The 23,443-nt window shown below is 58.0% G+C and carries 18 protein-coding genes and 3 pseudogenes; 15 read left to right on the forward strand and 6 right to left on the reverse strand.

Annotated elements, in window-relative coordinates; all coding sequences use genetic code 11:
• Window positions 1-106 precede the first annotated feature (106 nt).
• A complete protein-coding gene (locus JKA62_RS15805; protein ID WP_201818557.1) occupies window positions 107-1,564 on the forward strand; it encodes an NAD-dependent succinate-semialdehyde dehydrogenase in 1,458 nt (485 codons plus the stop codon).
• 27 nt (window positions 1,565-1,591) lie between these two features.
• A complete protein-coding gene (locus tag JKA62_RS15810) occupies window positions 1,592-2,671 on the forward strand; it encodes a tartrate dehydrogenase (protein WP_074690552.1) in 1,080 nt (359 codons plus the stop codon).
• 54 nt (window positions 2,672-2,725) lie between these two features.
• Here the strand turns inward: JKA62_RS15810 and JKA62_RS15815 are convergent, their stop codons facing one another.
• Window positions 2,726-3,652, reverse strand: coding sequence for a 2-hydroxyacid dehydrogenase (locus JKA62_RS15815; protein ID WP_201818558.1), 927 nt, complete (start codon window positions 3,650-3,652; stop codon window positions 2,726-2,728).
• Window positions 3,653-3,938: 286 nt separating this feature from the next.
• On the opposite strand from JKA62_RS15815, the gene gabT reads away from it, so the two are divergent.
• The 3 genes from gabT (at window position 3,939) to JKA62_RS15830 (ending at window position 6,518) form a co-directional block, all read left to right on the forward strand.
• Complete coding sequence (gabT, locus tag JKA62_RS15820; protein ID WP_201818559.1) at window positions 3,939-5,231, forward strand: 4-aminobutyrate--2-oxoglutarate transaminase; 1,293 nt, start codon at window positions 3,939-3,941, stop codon at window positions 5,229-5,231.
• A gap of 96 nt (window positions 5,232-5,327) precedes the next feature.
• A complete protein-coding gene (locus JKA62_RS15825; RefSeq protein WP_201818560.1) occupies window positions 5,328-5,984 on the forward strand; it encodes a 2-haloalkanoic acid dehalogenase in 657 nt (218 codons plus the stop codon).
• Window positions 5,985-6,029: 45 nt separating this feature from the next.
• Window positions 6,030-6,518, forward strand: coding sequence for an Lrp/AsnC family transcriptional regulator (locus JKA62_RS15830; protein ID WP_027616181.1), 489 nt, complete (start codon window positions 6,030-6,032; stop codon window positions 6,516-6,518).
• Between the two features lie 63 nt (window positions 6,519-6,581).
• Here JKA62_RS15830 and JKA62_RS15835 read toward each other — a convergent pair whose 3' ends face one another.
• Window positions 6,582-8,045 carry an aldehyde dehydrogenase family protein gene (locus JKA62_RS15835; protein WP_201818561.1) on the reverse strand — a complete coding sequence of 488 codons (1,464 nt, stop codon included), beginning with the start codon at window positions 8,043-8,045 and terminating at the stop codon, window positions 6,582-6,584.
• A gap of 325 nt (window positions 8,046-8,370) precedes the next feature.
• Between JKA62_RS15835 and tnpB the strand changes: the two genes are divergently transcribed.
• Window positions 8,371-8,484, forward strand: a complete 114-nt coding sequence (gene tnpB / locus JKA62_RS29035; protein ID WP_330932838.1) for an IS66 family insertion sequence element accessory protein TnpB — start codon at window positions 8,371-8,373, stop codon at window positions 8,482-8,484.
• Between the two features lie 78 nt (window positions 8,485-8,562).
• Window positions 8,563-8,700: pseudogene (locus JKA62_RS15845) on the forward strand (chemotaxis protein); the annotation flags it as partial.
• Window positions 8,701-8,883: 183 nt separating this feature from the next.
• On the opposite strand, the gene JKA62_RS15850 reads toward JKA62_RS15845, so the two are convergent.
• Window positions 8,884-10,437 (reverse strand): sensor domain-containing diguanylate cyclase, encoded by a 1,554-nt coding sequence (locus JKA62_RS15850; RefSeq protein WP_236676557.1) that lies wholly within the window; start codon window positions 10,435-10,437, stop codon window positions 8,884-8,886.
• Window positions 10,438-10,886: 449 nt separating this feature from the next.
• The gene (locus JKA62_RS15855) at window positions 10,887-11,696 is read right to left on the reverse strand and encodes an ABC transporter permease (protein ID WP_201818563.1); all 810 of its coding nucleotides are present in this window, start codon (window positions 11,694-11,696) and stop codon (window positions 10,887-10,889) included.
• Here JKA62_RS15855 and JKA62_RS15860 point away from each other — a divergent pair.
• Window positions 11,674-12,579, forward strand: a pseudogene (locus JKA62_RS15860) (aldehyde dehydrogenase family protein); the annotation flags it as partial. The gene JKA62_RS15855 and the pseudogene JKA62_RS15860 overlap by 23 nt on opposite strands.
• A 217-nt stretch (window positions 12,580-12,796) precedes the next feature.
• Here JKA62_RS15860 and JKA62_RS15865 read toward each other — a convergent pair.
• Window positions 12,797-13,699 carry a bestrophin family protein gene (locus JKA62_RS15865; RefSeq protein WP_201818566.1) on the reverse strand — a complete coding sequence of 301 codons (903 nt, stop codon included), beginning with the start codon at window positions 13,697-13,699 and terminating at the stop codon, window positions 12,797-12,799.
• A 714-nt stretch (window positions 13,700-14,413) separates the two neighbouring features.
• Between JKA62_RS15865 and JKA62_RS15870 the strand changes: the two genes are divergently transcribed.
• The 5 genes and pseudogenes from JKA62_RS15870 to JKA62_RS28940 form a co-directional block, all read left to right on the forward strand.
• Window positions 14,414-16,474: an ATP-binding cassette domain-containing protein gene (locus JKA62_RS15870; RefSeq protein WP_201818667.1), complete on the forward strand. Its 2,061-nt coding sequence runs from the start codon at window positions 14,414-14,416 to the stop codon at window positions 16,472-16,474.
• 87 nt (window positions 16,475-16,561) lie between these two features.
• Complete coding sequence (locus JKA62_RS15875) at window positions 16,562-17,539, forward strand: ABC transporter substrate-binding protein (protein ID WP_236676563.1); 978 nt, start codon at window positions 16,562-16,564, stop codon at window positions 17,537-17,539.
• Entirely contained in the window at window positions 17,536-18,462 is a 927-nt protein-coding gene (locus JKA62_RS15880) for a homocysteine S-methyltransferase family protein (protein ID WP_201818568.1), read from the forward strand. The genes JKA62_RS15875 and JKA62_RS15880 overlap by 4 nt, the downstream gene beginning before the upstream one ends.
• The gene (gene msrA, locus JKA62_RS15885; RefSeq protein ID WP_201818571.1) at window positions 18,455-18,922 is read left to right on the forward strand and encodes a peptide-methionine (S)-S-oxide reductase MsrA; all 468 of its coding nucleotides are present in this window, start codon (window positions 18,455-18,457) and stop codon (window positions 18,920-18,922) included. Before JKA62_RS15880 ends, msrA begins: the two co-directional genes overlap by 8 nt.
• Before the next feature lie 251 nt (window positions 18,923-19,173).
• Window positions 19,174-19,629: pseudogene (locus JKA62_RS28940) on the forward strand (DNA-binding protein); the annotation flags it as partial.
• A gap of 208 nt (window positions 19,630-19,837) precedes the next feature.
• Here JKA62_RS28940 and JKA62_RS15895 read toward each other — a convergent pair.
• Window positions 19,838-20,710, reverse strand: a complete 873-nt coding sequence (locus tag JKA62_RS15895) for a LysR family transcriptional regulator (RefSeq protein WP_064598756.1) — start codon at window positions 20,708-20,710, stop codon at window positions 19,838-19,840.
• A gap of 99 nt (window positions 20,711-20,809) precedes the next feature.
• On the opposite strand from JKA62_RS15895, the gene JKA62_RS15900 reads away from it, so the two are divergent.
• Window positions 20,810-21,979, forward strand: coding sequence for a mandelate racemase/muconate lactonizing enzyme family protein (locus JKA62_RS15900; protein ID WP_011334187.1), 1,170 nt, complete (start codon window positions 20,810-20,812; stop codon window positions 21,977-21,979).
• A 102-nt stretch (window positions 21,980-22,081) separates the two neighbouring features.
• Window positions 22,082-23,389 carry a C4-dicarboxylate transporter DctA gene (gene dctA, locus JKA62_RS15905; protein WP_011334186.1) on the forward strand — a complete coding sequence of 436 codons (1,308 nt, stop codon included), beginning with the start codon at window positions 22,082-22,084 and terminating at the stop codon, window positions 23,387-23,389.
• Window positions 23,390-23,443: the final 54 nt, after the last annotated feature.

The following is a 23,443-nucleotide window of genomic DNA, read 5'->3' on the forward strand; positions in this document are numbered from 1 at the left end:
GTTCCACCGCCAATTTCAGCAGCCGACACTGTCCGCTACGCGCTTTCAGCATCCTTATCCGTCGAGTCTCCCTAGACTGGAATCTGTCTCGGATCAGGACTCGACCATGCTCAAGAATCGTTTGAAAGACCCCGGTCTTCTCGCAGAACTCGCTTATGTGAACGGCCAGTGGATCGGCGCCGATGACCGCGCGACCCTGGATGTCGTCGACCCGGCCAGCGGCGAATTGATCGGCCGCGTGCCCGCCATGCAAGGCGTGGAAACCCGGCGCGCCATCGCCGCCGCCGAACAGGCCTGGCCCGCCTGGCGGGCGCGACCGGCCGCCGAACGTGCGGCGCTGCTGGAGCGTTGGTATCAGGCGATGATCGACAATCTCGACGATCTGGCGCTGATCATGACTTGCGAACAAGGCAAGCCGCTGAATGAAGCCAAAGGTGAAATCCGCTACGGCGCGGGTTTCGTCAAATGGTTTGCCGAAGAGGCGCGGCGGATTTACGGCGAAACCATGCCGGCCCCCAGCGGCGACCGCCGACTGTTGACCCTCAAGCAACCGGTGGGTGTCTGCGCGGCGATCACACCGTGGAACTTTCCCAACGCGATGATTACCCGCAAGTGTGCACCAGCTCTGGCGGCGGGGTGCCCGATCATCGTCAAGCCGTCGGATCTGACGCCGCTGTCGGCGCTGGCGTTGGCGGTGTTGGCTGAGCGCGTCGGCATTCCGGCCGGGGTGTTCAATGTCTTGACCGGCATGCCCGCCGGAATTGGCGAAGAGCTGACCGGCAACCCGACGGTGCGCAAGATTTCCTTCACCGGCTCCACGGAGGTGGGCCGTTTGCTGATGCGCCAGAGTGCCGAACACATCAAGCGATTGAGCCTGGAACTGGGCGGCAACGCACCGTTCATTGTGTTTGACGACGCTGATCTTGAGCAGGCGATTACCGGGATCATGCTGAGCAAGTTTCGCAACGCCGGGCAGACCTGCGTCTGCGCCAACCGGATTCTGGTGCAGGACGGCATTTACCCGCGGTTTGCCCAGCGTCTGGTCGAGGAGGTCGGCAAACTCAAGGTCGGCAATGGCCTGCAAGACAACGTGACCATTGGCCCGCTGATCAACAAGGCGGCCGTGAGCAAGGTGGCCCGCCACATCGATGATGCCTTGAGCCAGGGCGCGCAGTTGCTCTGCGGCGGCGTTCCCGAGGGCGACAGTCAATTTGTCCAACCGACGGTGCTTGGCGATGCCCACGCCGGAATGCTCCTGGCCAACGAAGAAACCTTCGGCCCGGTCGCGCCGCTGATGCGGTTCACCGACGAAGCCGAAGCCTTGGCCCTGGCCAACGCCACGCCGTTTGGCCTCGGCGCGTATTACTTCACTCAAGACTTGCGTCGCTCATGGCGTTTCGGCGAAGCGCTGGAATTCGGCATGGTTGGCCTCAACACCGGAATCATCTCCATGGAAGTCGCGCCGTTCGGCGGCATCAAGCAATCGGGGCTGGGCCGTGAAGGCAGCAAATACGGTCTTGATGAATACCTTGAAGTCAAAGCCTTCCACATCGGCGGCTTGTAACTTCACAACAACGGGGAGCCACAACTGATGAGCAAGGTCTTCAAGATCGCCGCGATTGCCGGCGACGGGATTGGCAAGGAAGTGCTGCCCGAGGGGCTGCGGGTTCTCGAGCAGGCCGCGAAGAAATGGCAGCTGGACTTGAGCATTGAAGTGCTCGACTGGGCGCATTGCGATTATTACCTGGAACACGGGCAGATGATGCCCGAGGACTGGTTTGAACAGCTCAAGGGCTTCGACGCGATTTACTTCGGCGCCGTGGGCTGGCCGGAGAAAGTGCCGGACCATATTTCCCTGTGGGGGTCGCTGCTGAAATTCCGTCGCGACTTCGACCAGTACGTGAATATCCGCCCGGTGCGCTTGTTCCCCGGGGTGCCATGCCCGTTGGCCGGACGCGAACCGGGGGATATCGATTTCGTGGTGATTCGCGAGAACACCGAAGGCGAGTACTCATCGGTCGGCGGCAAGATGTTCGAAGGCACCGAGCATGAGTTTGTGCTGCAGGAATCGGTCTTCACCCGCCGGGGTGTCGACCGGATTCTCAAGTTTGCCTTCGACCTGGCCCAGACCCGGCCACGCAAGCGCCTGACCGCAGCGACCAAGTCCAACGGCATTTCGATCAGCATGCCGTACTGGGACGAGCGCACCGCGCTGATGGCCGCGCAGTACCCGGAAGTGACGTGGGACAAGCAGCACATCGATATCTTGTGCGCTCGCTTCGTTCTGCAACCGGATCGGTTCGATGTGGTGGTGGCGTCGAACCTGTTCGGCGACATCCTCTCCGACCTGGGGCCGGCGTGTGCCGGAACCATCGGCATTGCGCCGTCGGCCAACCTTGATCCACAGCGACGTTTTCCGTCGCTGTTCGAGCCGGTGCATGGTTCGGCACCGGACATCTATGGGCAGAACATCGCCAACCCGATTGCGATGATCTGGTCCGGGGCGCTGATGCTCGATTTCCTGGGCAACGGTGACGAGCGTTATCGCGCAGCACATGACGGGATCCTGCAGGCGATCGAGCGGGTGATCGCCGAGGGCCCGATCACCCCGGACCTGGGCGGGAAGGGCTCGACTCAGGATGTCGGCAGGGCCATCGCCGAATTCCTCTGAAACATCGTCATCCTCTGCATGAGTGAGCCTGCTCGCTCATGCAGAGGGTCTGAGTCAGTAGCCCTTGTTGCGATCGATCTGACCGTTCATGGGCTCGCCGCGTTCGAAGCGGCGGATGTTTTCCAGCAGGACAGCAAATGCACTATCCGGCTGGGTCATCGCCGCGATATGCGGCGTCAGCAGAATCTGCGGGTGGCTCCAGAAAGGATGATCCGCCGGCGCCGGTTCGTTCTGCACCACATCCAGCACCGCGCCGCTGAGTTGCCCGCTGTCCAGCGCTTCGAGCAAGTCGTCTTCCACCAGATGCCCACCGCGCCCCATGTTGATCAGTGCCGCGCCACGCGGCAATTGGCGAAACAACTCACGATTGAGAATGCCACGGGTCTGCTCGGTCAGCGGCAATACGCACATCACAATGTCGCACTGGCTCAGAAACGCCGGCAGTTGCTCGTGACCGGCAAAACACTCGACGCCGGCAATCCGATGCGCACTGCGCGCCCAGCCCTTGAGGGCAAAGCCCAGGGGCTGCAAGGTGGCGAGAATCTGCTGCGCCTGAGTACCGAGGCCCATCACCCCCACCCGACGCTGATGCGCCGGCTGCAGCAGGTGCGCCTGCCAACACCGCGCCATCTGCTGCTGGCGATAGCGCAACATGTCCCGGTGCAAAGCGAGCACGGCAAAACTGGCGTATTCGCACATGCCTTGGGTGATCCCGGGATCGAGCAGGCGCACCACCGGAAGACTTGGCGGGATACGGCTCAGGTCCAGTTGATCGACGCCGGCCGACAACGCAAACAACACCTGCAGATTCGGCAGCACCGTCTGCAGATCCTCCGGCGCCTGCCACGCCGCCAGGTATTTGATGTCTGCGGGATCGCCGATGTCCGGCCAGGCGCGCCATTCGATGTCCGGGGCATGTTCGGCGAACAGTGCTTTCCACCGTTCGCCGCGCACGGGGTCAGCTTTGTAGAGCAGGGCCATGGTCAATTCCTGAGGAGGTTGAAGGTGCTCCCATCATCGTCCAACCCCAGAGCAGGATCTGTCGAAAGCAGCGCTGCGAACACTGCGCGTCACTTCATATACGCACGCGCCCGGCAGATTCGGCGGCCTGAAGGAATCTGCCGTTTGGCAGGGTGAAAACAGTCGATCCGGATTTCTCAGGGGCCAAGTTCGGCGTAGTTCGTTCCGCACAAGTCTTAATCTTAAGACCCTGTGTAACCACCTCCTGCATTCACTCCGGGCTGCCGGACTCACGAAGGGAAATGCCATGAACAGCCAAGTCGACCAAACGCCTCATTTACTCCGTCAGCGTGATCAGTTCGTGCCACGCGGACTGGTCACCGCTCATCCACTGGTGATTGATCGCGCCCAAGGGGCTGAATTGTGGGACGTGGACGGCCAGCGTTATCTGGACTTCGTCGGCGGCATCGGGGTGCTGAACATTGGCCATAACCATCCCAAAGTGGTTGCAGCGGTGCAGGCCCAATTGCAAAAAGTCTCGCACGCCTGTTTTCAGGTGGTGGCCTACAAGCCGTATCTGGATCTGGCCCAGCGTTTGTGCGAGATGATAGGCGGCGAGGAACACTACAAAGCAGCGTTCTTCACCTCCGGTGCCGAGGCCGTGGAGAACGCGGTGAAAATCGCTCGCGCTCACACCAACCGCTCTGCGGTGATCTCCTTCCGCGGCGGTTTTCATGGACGCACCTTGCTCGGCACCACGCTGACCGGCATGAGCCAGCCCTACAAACAGAACTTCGGGCCATTCGCGCCGGAGGTGTTTCACACCCCATATCCCAATGCCTATCGCGGCGTTACCAGCGAAATGGCGCTCAAGGCGCTGGACGAGTTGCTCGCCACTCAGGTTGCGCCGGAGCGGGTTGCGGCGATCATCATTGAACCGGTGCAGGGCGACGGTGGTTTCCTTGCGGCGCCGGCACCATTCCTCCAGGCATTGCGCGAGTTGACCCACAAGCACGGCATCGTGCTGATCCTCGATGAAATCCAGACCGGATTCGGCCGCACCGGCAAGTGGTTCGGTTTCCAGCACGCCGGCATCCAGCCTGACCTGGTCACCGTCGCCAAGAGTCTGGCCGGGGGGCTGCCGTTATCGGGCGTGGTCGGCAGAGCTGAAATCATGGATTCGCCGTTGCCCGGGGGGCTCGGCGGCACCTATGGCGGCAACGCACTGTCCTGCGCCGCGGCCCTGGCGGTGATCGAGGCTTATGAAGAAGAGAAACTGCTCGAACGCGGCGATGCATTGGGCAAGCGCCTGCGTGAAGGTTTGCTGCAGTTGCAGCGTCGTCACCCGCAAATCGGTGACGTACGCGGCACCGGTTTCATGTTGGCCATCGAGCTGATCAAAGACGATGAAGCGCGCTCCCCGGACGCTGATCTGAACCAGCGTGTGATCGATGAAGCGCGCAAAGGTGGCTTGCTGGTGATCAAGTGCGGCGTCTATCGCAACGTCTTGCGCTTCCTCGCGCCACTGGTGACGACCGAAGCGCAGATCGATGAAGCGTTGCAGATTCTGCAGGCTGCATTGGCACGGGTATTGAACTGATGTCCGCCGGGTTCAGCGGCGCGGTCGCTGGCCAGCGTCGCTGAACCTTTTTGGCGCACGGATTGATGAAACGCATCATCGGAGGCTGTGTACACCATGGGGCTGACTGATTATCGAGCACTGCTCATCGATTGCGACGAAGTCCTGGTTGACCGTGATTCGGGTGTCTGGACAGCGCTGCAGCCGTTGCTCGACAGCCGGGGCGGGCGCCCGGACAAGGAACAGGTGCTGGGCGAATTTCGCGAGGTGGTGCAGGGGCTCTATCCGCGCTTTGCCGAACTGGGCTTCAGTGGATTGCTGTGTTTTGCCCATCGCCAACTGGCCGAGCGCTGGAGCTTGAAAGCCAGTTGGGAGGAGGGCATGAGTTTCGCGCGTTCTGCTGCCAACTGGTCATTGTTCGAAGACGCGCCCGGAGCGATGCTGTACTTGCGCAAGTTTTATCGCCTGTTGGTGGTGGGCGACCGGGATGCCGAGGATCGCACGGTGTTGTGCGAGCATCTGGGGATTGTGGCTGATGACTTTATTTCGCTGGCCAGCGATCCGCTGCGGGACGACGACTGGTTGAATGCCAACGAGCTGAAGCCGGAGCACATACTGCGGGTGACCCGCCCGGCCGCGCGCGGCGGGGCGCTGACCGATGTGTGTCTGATCGGTCGCGAACGGGGCAAACAGCCGACCCCATGTGCTGCGGATTATTGCATCAACAGCATGGCTGATCTGGTCGCACAGCATCAGCAGTGTTTACGGCGCTGATTTTGCTAGTAGATTGTCCTACAAATGGCAGTCAAGAGGTTCGCAATGGAAGGTTTAGTCAAACTGGACCGCATCGACATCAGTATCCTGGTTGAGTTGCAGAAGGACGGGCGCATGACCAATGTCAGCCTGGCCGACGCCGTGGGATTGTCGGCCAGCCCCTGTCTGCAACGGGTCAAGCGGCTGGAATCGGCCGGGTACATTTCCAGCTACAAGGCCCACCTGAACCTGGCGAAGATCACCGAATCGGTAACGGTCTTCACCGAAATCACCCTGAGTGACCACAAGCGCGAAGACTTCGCCAAGTTCGAGTCGAACATTCGGTTGGTGGATGAGGTGCTCGAGTGCCATTTGATCAGTGGTGGCTACGATTATCTGGTGCGTTTCATGACGCGCAGTATTCAGCACTATCAGGAAGTGATTGAAAGCCTGCTGGATAAAAACATCGGCATTTCCAAGTACTTCAGCTACATCGTTATCAAGTCCCCGGTGCTCAAGGACGGTGTGCCGTTGCGCAAGTTGTTGCGGCACTGAAGCTCCCTACATCGATCAGGCGCGAACCAATAGGGGGACAGCTGACTGTCCCCCCATTGTGTGCTAGCCACCAAAGCCGACGATGGCTTTGGTTTCAAGATATTCCTCAAAGCCGTAGACACCAAATTCACGACCATTGCCGGATCGTTTGTAGCCACCGAACGGGGCCATGGGATTCCAGGCCGGGTGGTTGAGCAGTACTTGTCCTGCGCGGATGCGTGAGGCAACGGCGCGTGCCTGATCAAGGTCGCGGGATTGAACGTGGGCACTCAGTCCGTACACCGTGTCGTTGGCGATCGCGACAGCCTCATCGAGCGTTTCATAGGCAATGATGCACAGCACCGGCCCGAAGATTTCCTCCTGGGCAATGCGCATGCTCGAATCAACCTCGGAAAAGACAGTGGGTCGGGCATAGAAGCCTGTTTCATGACCAGGCACGCGGCCTGGTCCGCCGCAGACGAGTTTGGCCCCTTCATTCAGGCCCGATTCGATCATGGCTTGCACGCGCTTGAACTGAGCCTCATTGGCTATCGGACCGAGTACCGTCTCTTCCGATTGCGGATCCCCCACAATGATCGCGTTGGCGGTTGCAGCGGCCAGCGCCTCGACTTCCGCGAGCCGGTCCCTGGGTACGATCATTCTGGTCGGGGCGCTGCAGGATTGCCCGACGTTGCGAAACGCCGTCATCACGCCCAGTGGCACGACGTTGGCGAAGTCGGCATCGGGCAGCAGCACGTTGGGTGACTTGCCGCCCAGTTCCTGGGTGACGCGTTTCACTGTAGGGGCGGCCGCCTGTGCGACCAGCGCACCTGCACGGTTTGAACCGGTGATCGAAATCATATCGATATCCGGGTGCGCAGCCATGGCGCTGCCGACCTCGGGGCCCGTGCCATTGACCAGATTGAAGACACCCGGTGGCAGGCCGGCGTCATGCACCAGTTGGGCGAAAAGAAGGGCGCTCAGCGGTGACAGTTCGCTGGGTTTCAGCACCACTGTGCATCCGGCCGCAATTGCCGGAGCCACCTTGGCGGTGATTTGATAAAGCGGCCAGTTCCAGGGGGTGATGAGCCCACAGACACCGATGGGTTCGCGTTCAATCGCGGTGCCGCCTTCAACCGTCTGGAAGCGATAGGTGGACAGCAGATCACGGGCAATCCGAACGTGTTCGGCCGCCAAGGGCACTTGCATCGCTCGGGCGAAACCGATGGCAGCGCCCATTTCCAGAGAAAGGACCTGCGCAAGCGACTCTTTTCGCTCAAGGATCAGGTCGTAAATTTTGCCAAGAAAATCCGCGCGCACTTCGGCGGAGGTCGCAGACCAGTGAGGAAACGCCGCACGCGCTGCAGCGACGGCCCGATCAACGTCTGCGGCCGACCCGCTGGCAACCTCTGCAACTACGCGTTCAGTCGCCGGATTGACCACGGGCGAACTGGCAAGCGTTGCCGGCGAACACCAGCCACCATTGATATAAAACTGTTGAGCCGTTTGCGAATCCACGGCGTGGATATTCGAAGATTGTGTTGTCATCCAACTAGCTCCTTAGAGGACTGATGGGGGCTGTTAACCGCAGGGACGGAGGGAGGTCAGAGCAACGCCGGGGCACCTGTATATCGGGTGCCTTGTGGTTTGAATAAGCTAGCAAAAGGGCTCAGTCGAAATATGCCGTTCTTGAAGTCGGCAAGGGATAATCTGCTGTATCTCAGGGGCTGACGTTGTCTCTGTGCGATCGGGCTTTTCAGAGGCATGCGTCCGGCCAAGTCATCTACCCGACCCCGCAAAGCCAGGACATGGTGTGCACTTCAATTTAAGTGGGCACCCGTTCCAGCCTTTTAAACGGGTATTTCCATGCAGCGTGTTCGGTGCGGCGAAGCCGCACTGCGTCTATCTGTTTGCCAATCGCCGTGCGACCCGAGTCAAAGTGCTGGTGCACGATGGGATTGGCGTCTGCCTGCGGCACGTCGTTTGAACCAAGGTAAAAAAGGATGTCCTCACGCGCCTGCCGACGCAGCGGGTGCGTGAAAACGCCGCCATTGAAGCGGCCCGAGCGGCCGATCAGGCTGGCTCGGTGATCCTGCAGATTCGTAGCGGCACCAGCGACGCCGTCGAGGCGGTGAGCATGTTCGCCTCCAAACTCGACAAGTCAGAAGTGATTCCCAAAACCGCCGTCAGTTGGGTCGGGTAAAAGGCTACAACTGGTGCGCACTTGATTTAAGTGCGCACCCTGTCTTGGTTTTTTGTGCAGCTGGGTAGATGACTTGGCCAGATACTTTCAGAGCCGATAGCTAACGCCTGGAGCCGCTCAGTCAATGTCTTTTTGTGGCGGGGAATGACAACCTTTTGTCCTGACAACTCAATAGCCAGTTTGCTACGGATTCGCCAGTTGGACCTGATCACGACCACTTGATTTAGCTTTGTACATGGCGCTATCGGCACGCCGAATGAAGTCGTCAAACGATTCCGATGGCGCCCACGTTGCAACGCCGAAGCTACAAGTGACCTTTCCTGCCTCTTCAAATGGGAGGGTGCTTATCAGCACTCTTAGCTTTTCTGCCAGCAGGCTCGTATCGTTCGATTCGCTGTCCGGGCAGATCAATGCGAACTCTTCTCCGCCCGTTCTGCACAGCAAATCGGTTTTGCGTGTTGCCGAACGTATTCGTGCGCACAACGACTTGAGAACGTTATCCCCACACTGATGCCCCCAGTGGTCATTGATGCATTTGAAGTGATCGACGTCGAACAGGATCAGCGATAGTTGCTTGTCGTGCTTGTCAGCCTCGATGAGCAGACGCTCCATCAAATCTTCGAAATGCCGGCGGTTATAGACACCGGTCAGGTGATCGGTAATGTTCAATAAGCGCAAGTCTTGCGTGCGCTCATCAACCAGCGAGAGGGCGCGGGCGCGCTGTGTGATCAGCAAGTACACCATCAAGGTCAGCAGCAGCGTCAGTCCTACTCCGAATAATGCAATCAAACTGACGGACAGGGCGTTGCTGTTGGCGACCAGAAAAGTCGAACTGGGTCGAAACTGGATCAGGTAATTCTGATCAGCCACTTTCAACAGCCGTTGTGTGTACAGCTCTGAAGGGGCAGCAGGGGCCTGGCTCTGATAAATGGTTTCCCCTTGATGCTGCGTGTCGATCAGTGAAAGTCTCACGTTCAGCCGTTGCAGACTGGGTAATGGAATGCCCTGTTCCATCAAAGACGCCAGGCGTACGGTGGAGACAACGAAACCCTGCAAACCATCATCCTTGGCTGGAACCTCAAGGTAGTTCTGGAATACGGGGGCGACGAAGAAAATCCCGGACTGCCCATTAGTCATTTTCAATGGTTCCGACACGACTATTTGATTTGTTTCTCGCGCCTTGCTCATCAAGACCTGGCGACCCGGACGAGCCATGACATCCATGCCAGGAACGATCTTCACGTCATCGCGCTTCAACAGGTAGAGCAATATCCAGTGTTCCGGCCTGCTGGAGAGGGGAATTTTTTCGCCGGTGACTGGATCAATTTCATGATATGAAAAATCACTTGTACCGTTGAGGAGCGCCTTGGCGCGAAACGACTGTAGATCCTTCTCGAGAATCCTCGGTACCCAGCTATAGGCTTCGTCCTCTCCAACTAGAGGCGTGACGAATCCCAGAAACTCCTTTTCAGTGACATCGTCGGCATTGATAAAGAAATGCTTCACAACGTCCAGCTTCAAGACCTGCGTATTGAAGCGTCGTTGCAGGCGACTGAATCGTTCGTCGACCTCCAGTTGGAACGCAACGTTGACGGTGCGCTGCTCCGCCCCAACGAAAAGAATCAGTACCAAGACCGTGACGGCGACACCCGCCAGGAACACCAGAGCGCAAAGGCTCACATCTGTTGCTTTGAATGCGTTCTGACGAGAAAACATCATTTCCTGTTCCTTGCGCATCGCCAAAATCGACGCACGGTCATTCAGTATTCTTTCGAGTTATCGGCACTTGCGCCGGCATCTTTACAGGCTATGCGAGCCGGATACTTGCCTACTCAATCTTCAGGTTTGGGTCCGTAGCCGTTAGCGAAATCATCAACAAGGTGAAGCTGGTGTGGGGGGAGCGTCCGCTACTCGTGCGCAGCACTTACTGCGCCGAGAGCGGCAACACTCCTGCATTTGAGTATTGCTACTAGCGTGGTGAGCTTGACTCAGGGCGGTCGTCAAGCCGAAGAGTTCCTTCAGAACGGTCATACTGAACGAATTCTCGTCAGTCACCAGATGCTGCTTGATTCGCCCTGGGTAAGGACAGCTGCGGATAATTTGCAGTATCACGCAGCCTCGCGCAAAAGCTTCACGTATTTGTGTAGCTCTATCGGAGTGTCCCGTGCCTCAGGACTTAGGGGCATTCATTCTTTTATGCCTCGCAAGCGCAACGAGCGTCGACGCATCAGTTCAACAGCGACCAGCAATGCCACCGAGCCGAGAATCAGTAACGTGGCCGCCGCCAAGATGGTTGGGCTGATCTGTTCGCGCATGCCTGACCACATCTGGCGCGGTATGGTGCGTTGCTCAACCCCGCCAAGAAATTGCACCAGCACCGCCTCATCGAATGAGGTCACCATCGCAAAGAGCGCGCCGGACATGATCCCCGGACGAATAATTGGGAAGGTCACGCGGAAAAATGTATAGGTGGAAGAAGCTCCAAGGCTTGTCGCTGCTCTGGTCAACGAGTGGTCGAAACCAACCAATGTCGCCGTCACTGTGATGATGACGAATGGCGTGCCGAGTACTGCATGGCCCAGAATGATGCCAAGGTGGTTTTGCCCGATACCCAGTGCGCTGTAGAAAAAATACATGCCGGCAGAAGAGATGATCACCGGTACGATCGGCGAAATCAGGGTGCCCATCAGCAGCCCCTTGCAAGGCAGATTAGCGCGACACAAGCCGAGTGCTGCCAACGTCCCGAGTGCCGTTGAAATCACCGTTGCGCAGAAGGCGATCAGCAGACTGTTCTTGAACGACAGCACCCACAATGGATCCTCGAGAAGCATGTGGTACCAACGCATTGAAAAGGCCGCTGGATCAAGGCTGAGCATGCCGCTGGTAAAGCTGAAGTAGGGCTCGACGTTAAATGACAATGGCACCACTACCAATATTGGCAGGATCAGAAACAAAAGCACCAATACCGCAAAGCTTCGCGTGGTTAATGGTGACAAGGAGGCCGTTGATACCTTGCTCCACGACCATCGTGTTCAGGCGGTAAGTTTTGTAGGCTCGACACCAATCGCTGAGTACATCTACCGGACGGCTGCGGCAAATGGCAAACGTTGCCAGGCATTGGGTGGAGCAAAAAACCACGCCATCGTCATGCCAGATGCGGACATCGATAATGCGGTCAACCAGTTGGTGGGGGCTGCATTTGGATCATCAGGGGAACGATGCATGGCTCTGTCTGTAGCGGTCACAGTAGGTGATGCAACAGCCGATGCCTTGATCAGCAAAATGCGCGAAGCGATGACCCGTCTAAAGGTCGGCGCCTATCAAGACAAGAGCAACGACTTCGGCCCTCTGATCACTCGCCAACATCAGCAAAAAGTGATCGGATACATCGACAGCGCAGAAGAGGAGGGCGCAGAGGTCGTGGTGGATGGTCGAAATATTCAGGTACCAGCTTGCGAGAACGGTTTTTTTGTTGGTGGGACATTGATCGATCAAGTCAAACCCGGCATGCGCTGCTACGAGGAAGAGATCTTCGGGCCGGTACTGTTGATCGTGCGTGCGCAGAGCATGCAAGAGGCGATGCAACTGATCGATGCTCATGAATACGGTAATGGCACCTGTATCTTCACTCGCGATGGTGAAGCAGCCCGATACTTCACTGACAACATCAAGGTCGGCATGGTCGGCGTCAACGTACCGCTCCCAGTACCTGTGGCCTATCATAGCTTTGGCGGCTGGAAACGCTCGTTGTTCGGCGATTTGCATGCCTACGGCCCGGATGCGGTTCGCTTCTATAGCAAGCGTAAAACGGTCACCCAGCGCTGGCCGTCTTCGGGAATTCGGGAGGGCGTTGAGTTCTCTATGCCGACGATGAAGTGAGTCTCTTTATCTGAGGTGACCTAAATGCAAGGTTCGAATCTTTGCTGACCAGGTGATTTCAATTTGAGTACGGAAGGGCCCTTAAACAGACTGTGTGAAAACCTAGTAATCTGTCCGGCCCTTTAAGAGAATGCTCCGTATCGAAAGATACGGAGCATTTTTCGTTATGGCCTACATACGATGAGACCCGCTATCACATTGCTGCTAAAGCAGCGCCTCACGCGTGCTCTTCAAGCCTGCGCACATCACCCAACGAATCACGTTGCATCGACTGCAAGTTCTTTTCAATGGTTTCGCACAGAGCCTCCATTTGAATCTGGTGTTCGCTGTGGCGAAACGGGCTTTGCAGATCGGTGCCGATGCGTTCGATGGCCAGCAGCATGAATCCCACCACGGTCGACGCCAGCGGCGTGAACCAGCCCAGGGACTCGACCAATCCCACCGGCACGATCAGGCAGAACAGCGAAATAAACAGCCGCGGAAAATAGACGTAAGGGTAGGGCAGCGGAGTATTGGCGATCCGCTCCATGCCGCCCTGACTGTTGGAAAGGTCGACCAGCGTCGACTCAAGCCGCGCCAGGCGAATACTGTCCAGATGCCCGGCCTTGTATTCCTTGGCGAGCAAAGTCGCGGAGCCGGTGAGGATGTCGTTGGCAAAGTTATTGGTCGTGCCACTGCGGGCGAACTCTTCGGCGGGAATGAACGCCCGCACCTCGTCGGGACAAGGCTGGCCTTGCAGATGCGCGGCGAGGCAGTTCACATACGCGACGTGGCGGCGCAGCAGGGTGGATTTGACCGGATTCACCTCGTCGCCGGTGTCGTCCAGCAGCGTCAGCACCTGCCGGGCGAAGCTGCGGGAGTTGTTGATCATCGCCCCCCACAACGTCCGCGCTTCCCACCAGCGGTTGTAGGCGCTGCTGTTGCGAAAACTGATCAATACGATCAACGCCGAACCCAGCAAGGTCAGTGGCATCAGCGGCAGGTTCAGCTTGGCGTTGAGAAACAGCATGAAGTCGACGGTGACGGCGATGTCCCATAGCAGCAACCAGAACAGAGACCAGCCCACGTAGCCCAGGGTTTTGATGATCAGGCGGTATTTTTTGACGATGGCAGCTTTCAAACGGAAACCTCGTGGCGATCAGTTTGCTTAAACGCTTAAGCTGGGACGACGCCTGGCATCGGCAGTTCCCTGGTGAAGCAGCCAACCGTCAGTCAATCTGCGAAGCCCGGCCATCTGAATGGCCAATGCTTGCGAGAAAAATCCTCGTATTCCGATTGGGCCGCAGATGAACCACGCGGCAAGCTGATGCCGGCGTCGGCGCCATGGCGCCTCGTTCCGTTTCGGCAACGCTGTTTGACGGGGACGGGAAGATTCGCCGCGAGCGCCGCGTGCCACGGGCGCGGAACACTCCATCAAAACCGGGCTGAGTCTGCTGCTGGACGTCAGCCCGTCGATGAGTCGATCAAGCGTTGACCGGCACGGCTTTGGGCCTGCGATACAGGATCGTTGTCGCTGTGCAGCACGTCCGGCGGTCGGCACGCAACAAACCAGATCGCTTTGAAAAGCACCTCCGGAAAACCGGGCGGGAAGGCCTAAGCTCATTCCAAAAAGATATTTATTTAATCTTTTTAAGATCGTTTAGCTTTTAACAAAAGAAACGTGCGGCGCCTCGCTTGCTGCGTTTTTTCGCTTCAGGTCAACCCTCTTCGAGGTCATTGCCTAAAGCTCCCAGTCCATTTTTTCTACCCTTGATCGGCCACCCATAAGGCCGTCAGCGGTTCGTTGCCCGGAGCCCTCGTGACACTTATTCAAACCTCTTTGGCAACGGTACAGATCGACTTGCCTGAACGATTGGCCCCACCCATCGACGATAGCGCCGAGGAGGGCGATGTTGTCCTCGAACTGCGAGGCGTCACTAAAGCTTATCTGCGCAAAGGCGGATCGCCTTTGCCGGCTGTCAACCATGTCAGCTTGAAGGTCCGGCGCGGCGAAGTGCTGTGCCTGATGGGCACCTCCGGCAGCGGCAAATCGACCTTGCTTCGCCATATCAATCGTTTGATCGAACCCACCAGCGGTGAGGTCTTGATTGAAGGTCAGGCTATCAGCGGCCTGAGCCACAAAGCGTTGCGGGATTTGCGCTCGCGGCGAATCGGCATGGTGTTCCAGCATTTTGGTCTTTTGCCCCATCGCACGGTGCTGGACAACGTTGCGCTGCCTCTGGAGTTGCGCGGCGAATCCGAGGCCGTCCGGCACGCAGCGGCCACCCGACAGTTGCAGGCGATGGGCCTGGAGGGATGGGGCGAGCATTATCCCCACGAGTTGTCCGGCGGTATGCAGCAACGGGTCGGTCTTGCGCGGGCATTGGTGACTGATCCGGATATTCTCCTGATGGACGAGCCTTTCAGCGCACTGGATCCGACCATCCGGCGCGACCTGCAAAGCCACTTTCTGGCTTTGGTACGCGAGCGCGGGATCACCACGTTGCTGGTCACGCACGATCCTGCCGAAGCGGTCCGTCTCGCTGACCGGATAGCGGTATTGCGCCAGGGACGTCTGGTGCAGTCGGGCACCCCGAAACAGCTGCTCGAGACGCCGGCCGATGCCGAGGTCGCGGATTTTTTCCGCGATTGCCTTCCTGCCGCACCGGTATTGCACGATGCCGGTGGCGCGGTACGTCAGGCTCCCGAAACGGCACCGAAGGAGCAACCGGTTCAGCCGGGCTTGCGCGGCTGGCAAGCCCTGTTGCTCGGGCCGGCAGCGCTGGCGGCGCGGGGCCGAGGCGGGTTGTTCTGGCTCGGGTTCGCCGCAGAACTCGCGGCCCTGGCCACTGCGGTGCAAGGCATTGCGAGCGCATCCTGGATATCGGTCGTGGCGGGATTGGCCGTGCTGGCGGCCAGCCGTTTCACCGCGTATTCGCTGGGCCGTCAACCGGTGCGGCGCGCCGTTTCGAGTTGGGCGTTGCCGCTGGCGGTGCTGCTGGTCAGTCAGGCATTGGTGATCTGGCGGGTGTTGACGCCCGATACCACCCAGGCGCTTTTGCAGTTCCCAGCCAGTCGCCAGGCGCTATTACTGACTGCACAGAGCGTGGATGACTTTATCGGTTGGTCACAGGTGACGTTCGAGAGCGCTTTTGTCGGCGTGATCGTTGCGGTTCGCACGGTCATTGAAGGAATCGAATCCCTGCTCGGTTGGCTGCCCTGGCCGGTTTGCGCGCTGGCGCTGGTATTGCTGGCATGGCGCTCGGCGGGCCTGGCCCTGGCGCTCACCAGCAGCGCAGCGTTGTTGTATATCGGCCTGTTCGGGTTTTGGGAGCGGACAATTGCCACGCTGGCGCTGGTTGGTTCGTCGGTGCTGATCGCACTGGTGATCGGCGTACCCACCGGCATTCTGCTGGCGAAGCGGCCATTTGCCCGCAGGCTGCTCACGCCTTTGCTGGATGTCATGCAGACCCTGCCGACCTTTGTCTATCTGATTCCCGCTGTGGCGTTCTTTTCGGTGGGCAAGACCCCGGCGGTCATTGCGACGGTGATTTTTGCCCTGGCACCGATGATTCGTCTGACGTCCCTGGGCATTCAGGAAGTCCCGAAGGATGCCGTGGAAGCGGCAATCGCCCATGGAGCAACCCCTTGGCAAACCCTGGTGAAGGTGCAACTGCCGCTGGCGCGAAGATCCCTGTTGCTGGGGATCAATCAGACCATCGTCATGAGCCTGTCGATGGTGGTGGTTGCTGCCCTGATCGGCGCTGGAGGGTTGGGTTACGACGTCATGACGGCGTTGCGCAATATCAAGGGCGGCGAGGGCGTGTTGGCCGGCGTGGCGATCGTGCTGTGTGCATTGATCCCCGATCGAATCATTCAATCGAGCTTGCGCAAGCAAGACCATCTGCATAACTGAACAGTGAGACTTATCGTGGCAAAACATCTATTGCGTAACTTGAGTGCGGCTGCAGTTTTGACCTCCCTGATCGTGCCGGCCAGCGTGATGGCCAAGGACAAAATTGTCATTGGCGAGCAGAACTGGACAGGGGCCATCGCCATTCAACACATTCTGGGTGAGGTGATCAAAACCCGTCTGGACGGTGATGTGTCGTATCTGGCCGGGGACGTGCCGGTGCTGTTCAGTGCGGCGGCCAAGGGCGACGGTTCTGTGGATGTGCTGACGGACATCTGGCTGCCCAATCAGTCCGCGGCTTGGGCCAAGTACGTCACCGGCGGCACACGCTCACTGGTACCCAATGCTCATCCTTATACCGGCGAACAAGGCTTCTACATTCCCGGTTATCTGCAGGACAAATACGGCGTCAAATCGATCTACGACCTGAAAAAACCGGAAGTGGCCAAGCTCTTCGAGCCAGTGGGCGGCGGCAAGGCCGAACTGCTGGTGGGGCCGGCGGGCTGGGAGTCGACGTATATCGGCCAGATCAAGGCCAAGGACTACGGCTTCGCCGATAAATTCGAGTCCGTGTCGACGGAAGCCTCGGTGACTTACGCCAAACTGGCCTCGGCTTACAAAGCGCAACGCGGCGTGGTGTTCTACGCCTACACCCCTGACTGGATTTTCTCGGCCTATGATCTGCGTCGCCTGGAAGAGCCCGCGTTCGATGGCTACGCCCAGGACAACAAAAAAGAAGATCCTCTTTACAAGGCGGATGGCTGCTGGAAATTCGTCAGCCCGACCGTCGATCCCGACTGGCTGAACAAGAGCCACATCACCTGCGCCTTCCCGGATGCCAAGGTGTACGTCCTGGCTTCCACCGCACTGCAAAAGCGCGCGCCGAAAATTGCCGAGTTCCTGCACAACTTCTCCATCGACCCGGCACAGTTGAACGGACTGATCCAGAAGATCGAAAAGGAGAAACAGCCAGCAGACGTCGCCGCCAAGGCCTGGGTTCAAGCCAACCCTTCTACTGTTGACCAGTGGGTTGCAGGGAAGGCGCAGCAAGTGAGTTCAGCCCAATGACCAGAGCGAACGTACGTGTGCTCGATGGCGGCATGGGGCGCGAGTTGAAGCGAATCGGCGCACCGTTCCGTCAACCGGAGTGGTCGGCCCTCGCACTGATCGAAGCGCCAGAGTATGTGCTGCAGGCGCATCAAGCGTTCGTGACAGCGGGCGCCCGGATCATCACCACCAACAGCTATGCGGTGGTGCCTTTTCATATTGGCGATGAGCGATTTGCCGAGCAGGGAAGAGCGCTGGCTGAGCGCGCCGGACGGCTGGCGCGGCAGGCCGCCGGCGAAAGTACCGATGAGGTCACCGTGGCCGGGTCGTTGCCGCCGGCGTTAGGGTCGTACCGGCCGGATCTGTTCGATCATCAGCGTTCAGTAGCGATCCACCGCGAACTGATTGCCGGATTGCGAACGCACGTCGATGTTTGGCTGGCCGAAACGCAAAGCTCTATTGCTGAAGTGCGGGCGGTGGTCGAAGCCCTCGGAACGGATCCCGCGCCACTTTGGGTGTCATTCACGCTGTTGGACGAAGAGGGGCGGGAGCCGCGATTACGCTCAAACGAGGCCGTTGCCGATGCGGTTCAGGTGGCGGCTGAGCTGGGGGCCAAGGCGGTGCTCTTCAATTGCAGCCAGCCGGAAGTGATGGCCGCGGCCTTGATTGAGGCACGCGCTGTGATTGAAAACCTGGATCATCCTGTCGAACTGGGGGTTTATGCCAATGCTTTCCCCCCTGTCAGTGCCAAAGCCGAGGCCAATAGCGATTTGTTGGAAATTCGGCGCGATCTGGGCCCCGAGTCTTACCTGGACTGGTCGAAATCATGGGTTGCCGCAGGGGCCAGCATTGTCGGCGGATGCTGTGGAATCGGCCCGGAGCATATCGCCCAGTTGCATTTGCACCTGCAGTATCTAAAGGGTGAGGAGGCCGCGCATGAGTGATTTTTCAGGCGAGATTCTGTCAGAGCAGGCGACATTCGGTGCCGGCTGCTTCTGGGGGGCGGAAGCCTCATTCCGGGCATTGCCGGGTGTGCTCGACACCCGCGTCGGGTTCGCACGGTCAGACTTGGGCGACGCCACCCTGATCGAAGTCGTGCAAGTCGACTTCGACCCCCGACTCATTTCCTACAGCCGTCTCGTCGAGCACTTCTGGACACTGCACGATCCCACGTCAGTCGACCGGCAGGGTGCGGACGTCGGGGCGAAATACCGTTCCGCGCTGTTTTTCAACAGTGCCGAGCAGTCCCGACTGGCGCTTGTCGCCAGGCAGCAGCTGGATGCCAGTGGCCAGTTGGGCAAGCCAGTGGCTACGGTGATCCTGCCACTGGGTGAGTTTCAAAAGGCAGATGAAGAACATCAGCGCTACCTTGAAAAGCATGGTGGCAGCGCCTGTACCATTTGATGCATAGGCAACGCTTTTGCCGTCTGGGCCGGGGCGTTGCAATTGCTCGGCGAGGTACAGGTCACTGGGACGCGGATCGATCTGCGGAAAAGGTGCCGTTTCAGCATTGCCGATTCTGGCGACCAGGTTGTCGGCTTGACGGCCGCTTTGGAGCCAGATGGCGTAACCGTCGAGAAAGCCAGAATCGCCTCGCAATAGAAAGCCTGGATCGCTCGCAGGTGCGCCACAGCCATGTTGTACGCAGGGTGCCTGAGGCGGCCGAATCTCGCTTGGCTGACCTGGACCTTCTGTTGGTGCAGCGGCAGGCCCAGATTGAGGAGCTCCAGCAACAGCGTGATTTCTTTAAGCGTGAACGGCACGATGCCCAGGGGCAAAATCAAATTCTCCAACAGGAACTCCACTTGCTACGACTCAAGGCCGAGCAGGAGCGAATCACACAGGAGAACTATTTGCGTGGCGTTGAGGATCGGGCTCACCGCGAGGTTGATCGGGCCCGGGAGGAGGGGACAGCCGCAGTAAGCCAATCAAAAGTAGCCAGCCGCAGGTGCGACGACTTGCGACGTAGGTTGGAGTCGGCCCAGAGCGAGCTCAGCCAAGCGGAGCAACGTACTGCGGCGCAGTTGGCCCGCGCAGAAACTTTAGAACAACAGTTGATTCAGATACGCCAGCTGTCAGAGATCAAGCGCAAGCCGCGAGTCAGAAAAAACCGACATCAAGCAACCCTAAAGACTAACCGCAGGTGTCAGCTAGCGGCCATTAGAGAACCCTCAAAAGCGACCGCTATCGGCCATAAGCGGACGCTCGGAAGCGACTGCTATCGGCCAATAGGAGACACTCAGTCACTAACAGCCAAGTTTTCTGGCTCGCCAGAACGCCGTTAGAAAGTGAAAAATGGAGGTCAGTAAGATGGATCTATTAAGCCAGCCTGGCCCAGAATTCTTCTGCAGATAAGCTAATGGGGGCTTTAGGTCGAGTGAGGTGAATCTCTAACGGTATATCCCAGCTTTCGTCGAGAGCTCTGACCAGCCGCCCATCAGCCATTTCCTGCTCGGTCAGGCTTTTTGGTAACCACGCTACGCCCTTGCTTTCCAGTGCCATGGACATCAGAACCGCCGCAAGATGGCTGCTAAAAAGCGGCTTGAGGTGAAGGTAGTCTTCCTTGCCGTGGAGTCGGTGAGCGACGATACGGCCTAGACCGGATTCCTGGGTATATGCCAAATAAGGCAGTGTTTCCGGGGACGTACCCAACGTGGCAGAGGCACTCGCCAAGGGTATGAGCACATCCTCTCCGACCTTTTTCCCGGTGAACTGATCAGGGGCCAGCAGGGGTGGAACGTCGGGGTGGCGATGGCAAAGCAGAAATTGAACCTGGCCGTGTATCAGCATCTGCTCGCAAACAGCCATGCTGTCTGAATGCAGACGTACGGCATCTATCGGCGCGCCATTTTCTGCACTTCTCAACCACCTTGGGAAGAAGGTAAATGACAACGAATGAGTGGCTGCAAACTGCAGTGTTTTGGCGGCCATCCCAGCCACTTCCTGTGCCTCGGAGCGCATCCGGTACAAGCGTCTGGCAGCCTCTTGGGCGCTAGGCAAAATCTGTCTTCCAGCCTCGGTCAACGTCGCCCCCTGGGGGGTGCGTATGAACAATTCGACACCCATCCAATTCTCCAGAGCGCGGACTCTGCGACTGAAGGCAGGTTGAGTAACGTGGCGCGCTTCAGCCGCCCGAACAAAGCTGCCGTACTCCGCAAGCGCTGAAAAATCCTCAAGCCAAACGAGTTCCAAGGGCAATGCCTCCTGTGCATAGGGCGCGGCATTAATAGCATTGGGCGGGTGTCATCGCAAAGCATAACGTGGGGCCACCAACAACAAGAGGAACCCGTCATGCGTATCGTAGACATCCGCGAAAAAACTGTTTCTATCGCTTCTCCCATTGCCAATGCCTACATTGATTTTTCGAAAATGACCTGCTCGGTCGTTGCTGTTGTCACGGATGTGATTCGCGATGGTAAACCTGTCATTGGCTACGGCTTCAACTCCAACGGTCGCTATGGTCAAGGCGCGTTGATGCGTGATCGCTTCCTGGCGCGAATCATGGAAGCTGATCCGGATACTCTTATCGACCATGAGAACAACAACCTGGATCCGTTCGCCATCTGGAAGACCCTGATGACCAACGAAAAGCCAGGTGGTCACGGCGAACGTTCAGTTGCAGTCGGCACCATTGATATGGCCGTGTGGGATGCCGTTGCCAAGATCGAAGGCAAGCCTCTCTATCGTCTGCTGGCTGATCGGTACCGTAACGGCGTGGCCGATGAAAAAGTCTGGGTCTACGCAGCAGGTGGCTACTACTACCCAGGCAAAGACCAGACCAAACTCAAAGCAGAAATGCAGAGCTACCTGGATCGTGGCTACGACGTTGTCAAAATGAAGATCGGTGCAGTGCCACTGGACGAAGATATTCGTCGCATCGAAGCGGTACTCGAAGTGGTTGGGGACGGTCGTCGACTGGCGGTCGATGCCAACGGTCGCTTCGATCTTCAGACCGGTATTGCTTATGCGGAAGCCTTCAAGAAGTACAACCTCTTCTGGTACGAAGAAATCGGCGACCCGCTGGACTATGCACTCCAGGCTGAGCTTGCCAATCACTACGAGCTGCCGATGGCTACCGGGGAAAACCTGTTCTCCCATCAGGACGCTCGTAACCTTCTGCGCCACGGTGGCATGCGCCCTGATCGCGACTTTCTGCAGTTCGACTGCGCGCTGTCTTACGGACTCGTTGAGTACATGCGCACCCTGAAAGTGATGGACGAAATGGGATGGTCTTCCCGTCGCGTGGTTCCGCACGGCGGCCACCAGATGTCCCTCAATATCGCAGCAGGCCTGCACTTGGGTGGCAACGAGTCTTACCCCGATGTGTTCCAGCCTTTCGGCGGCTTCGCTGACGGAATCAAGGTGGAAAATGGTTATGTCGGTCTGCCTGATATTCCAGGTGTTGGCTTCGAAGCCAAATCCGCTTTGTACGCAGTCATGCGTGAGCTAGGCGAAGGCTGATTTTCCTCTATCTGTGGCCTCCTTCAGGGAGGCCGCAGAGTCAGGCGTCACCCACTGATGCCAAGCCACATGCCCATCACAAAAATAAAATGAGGTGCTTCCGTGGAAACTTCCAAGTCCCGCTGGTATAGCCAGCTGTATGTGCAGGTGCTGATCGGTATCGTGATCGGTGCAGCAATCGGTTACTTCGTGCCTGATATTGGAGCCAAGCTCCAACCCTTCGCCGATGGTTTCATCAAGCTGATAAAAATGCTGCTGGCCCCCATTATCTTCGGTACGGTCGTCGTCGGTATCGCGAAAATGGGCAGTATCAAGGAGGTCGGACGGATTGGCGTAAAAGCGCTGATCTACTTTGAAATTCTATCGACTATCGCCTTGGTCGTAGGCCTTATCGTGGTGAACATCGTCAAGCCTGGCGTCGGGATGAACATTAACGTCAACGCGCTCGATGGAAATGCTATCAGCAAGTACAGCCAGGCCGCGAGTGAACAAGGCGGTACAATTGATTTCTTCCTTAATATCATTCCCCACACGTTCCTCGGCGCATTCTCCAACGGCGTCATGCTGCAGGTCATTCTGCTTTCGGTCTTGATGGGAGTTGCCCTGGTTCAGATGGGCGAAACCAGCAAGCCGCTGATCAACACTATTGATTTGTTCCTGCAAGGCCTGTTCAAGATCGTTGCAATGGTCATGCGCTTGGCGCCGATTGGTGCGGGTGCAGGTATGGCGTTCACTATCGGCAAGTACGGGATTGGCACCTTGCTGTCACTCGGTCAGTTGCTGATCGCGCTCTACATTACAACCTTGATTTTCATTGTGGTGGTGCTAGGCACGGTGGCCAGATGGTCAGGCATGCCACTCATGCAGTTTCTCCGTTATTTCAAGGACGAAATTCTCATCACTCTTGGCACCTGCTCAACCGAAGCAGTGCTGCCACGCATGATGGTGAAACTTGAAAAACTTGGCTGCAAGAAATCTGTAGTGGGCATGGTGCTGCCAACGGGATACACCTTCAACGCAGACGGCACCTGCATCTACCTCACCATGGCCGCGATCTTCATCGCCCAGGCGACCAACACGCCACTGACCTTCGTTGATCAGATGATCCTGCTAGGCGTATTCCTGCTGACATCCAAAGGGTCAGCTGGTGTCGCGGGTGCGGGGTTTGTCACGCTGGCTGCAACACTCACGACCATCCACTCCATTCCTCTGGTCGGACTCGTTTTGCTTTTGGGCATTGATCGTTTCTTGAACGAAGCGCGGGCCGTGACCAATCTGATCGGCAATGGCATCGGCACCATCGCCATTGCCAAGTGGGACAACTCGTTCGATGTCGAGGCTTGCGAACGTGAGATCGCCGCAATGAAGCAAGAAAAGGCGGCAAGCAAGGCATCGCTGGCGCATAAATAAACTACAAAGCGATCCGGTCATTCCCATCTAAACGGTTATGACCGGTAGTGTTTT

This window comes from Pseudomonas sp. B7 (assembly GCF_016735645.1).
Lineage (GTDB): Bacteria > Pseudomonadota > Gammaproteobacteria > Pseudomonadales > Pseudomonadaceae > Aquipseudomonas > Aquipseudomonas glycinae.

What these genes read in the sequence shown, in the direction of transcription:
- JKA62_RS15805 (WP_201818557.1), top strand. Translation starts at nt 107, where the DNA reads ATGCTCAAGAATCGTTTGAAAGACCCCGGTCTTCTCGCAGAACTCGCT.
- JKA62_RS15815 (WP_201818558.1), bottom strand. Translation starts at nt 3,652, where the DNA reads ATGGCCCTGCTCTACAAAGCTGACCCCGTGCGCGGCGAACGGTGGAAA.
- JKA62_RS15875 (WP_236676563.1), top strand. Translation starts at nt 16,562, where the DNA reads ATGGCCAAGGACAAAATTGTCATTGGCGAGCAGAACTGGACAGGGGCC.
- JKA62_RS15835 (WP_201818561.1), bottom strand. Translation starts at nt 8,045, where the DNA reads ATGACAACACAATCTTCGAATATCCACGCCGTGGATTCGCAAACGGCT.
- JKA62_RS15850 (WP_236676557.1), bottom strand. Translation starts at nt 10,437, where the DNA reads ATGCGCAAGGAACAGGAAATGATGTTTTCTCGTCAGAACGCATTCAAA.
- JKA62_RS15825 (WP_201818560.1), top strand. Translation starts at nt 5,328, where the DNA reads ATGGGGCTGACTGATTATCGAGCACTGCTCATCGATTGCGACGAAGTC.
- JKA62_RS15880 (WP_201818568.1), top strand. Translation starts at nt 17,536, where the DNA reads ATGACCAGAGCGAACGTACGTGTGCTCGATGGCGGCATGGGGCGCGAG.
- msrA (WP_201818571.1), top strand. Translation starts at nt 18,455, where the DNA reads ATGAGTGATTTTTCAGGCGAGATTCTGTCAGAGCAGGCGACATTCGGT.
- JKA62_RS15830 (WP_027616181.1), top strand. Translation starts at nt 6,030, where the DNA reads ATGGAAGGTTTAGTCAAACTGGACCGCATCGACATCAGTATCCTGGTT.
- JKA62_RS15900 (WP_011334187.1), top strand. Translation starts at nt 20,810, where the DNA reads ATGCGTATCGTAGACATCCGCGAAAAAACTGTTTCTATCGCTTCTCCC.
- gabT (WP_201818559.1), top strand. Translation starts at nt 3,939, where the DNA reads ATGAACAGCCAAGTCGACCAAACGCCTCATTTACTCCGTCAGCGTGAT.
- JKA62_RS15810 (WP_074690552.1), top strand. Translation starts at nt 1,592, where the DNA reads ATGAGCAAGGTCTTCAAGATCGCCGCGATTGCCGGCGACGGGATTGGC.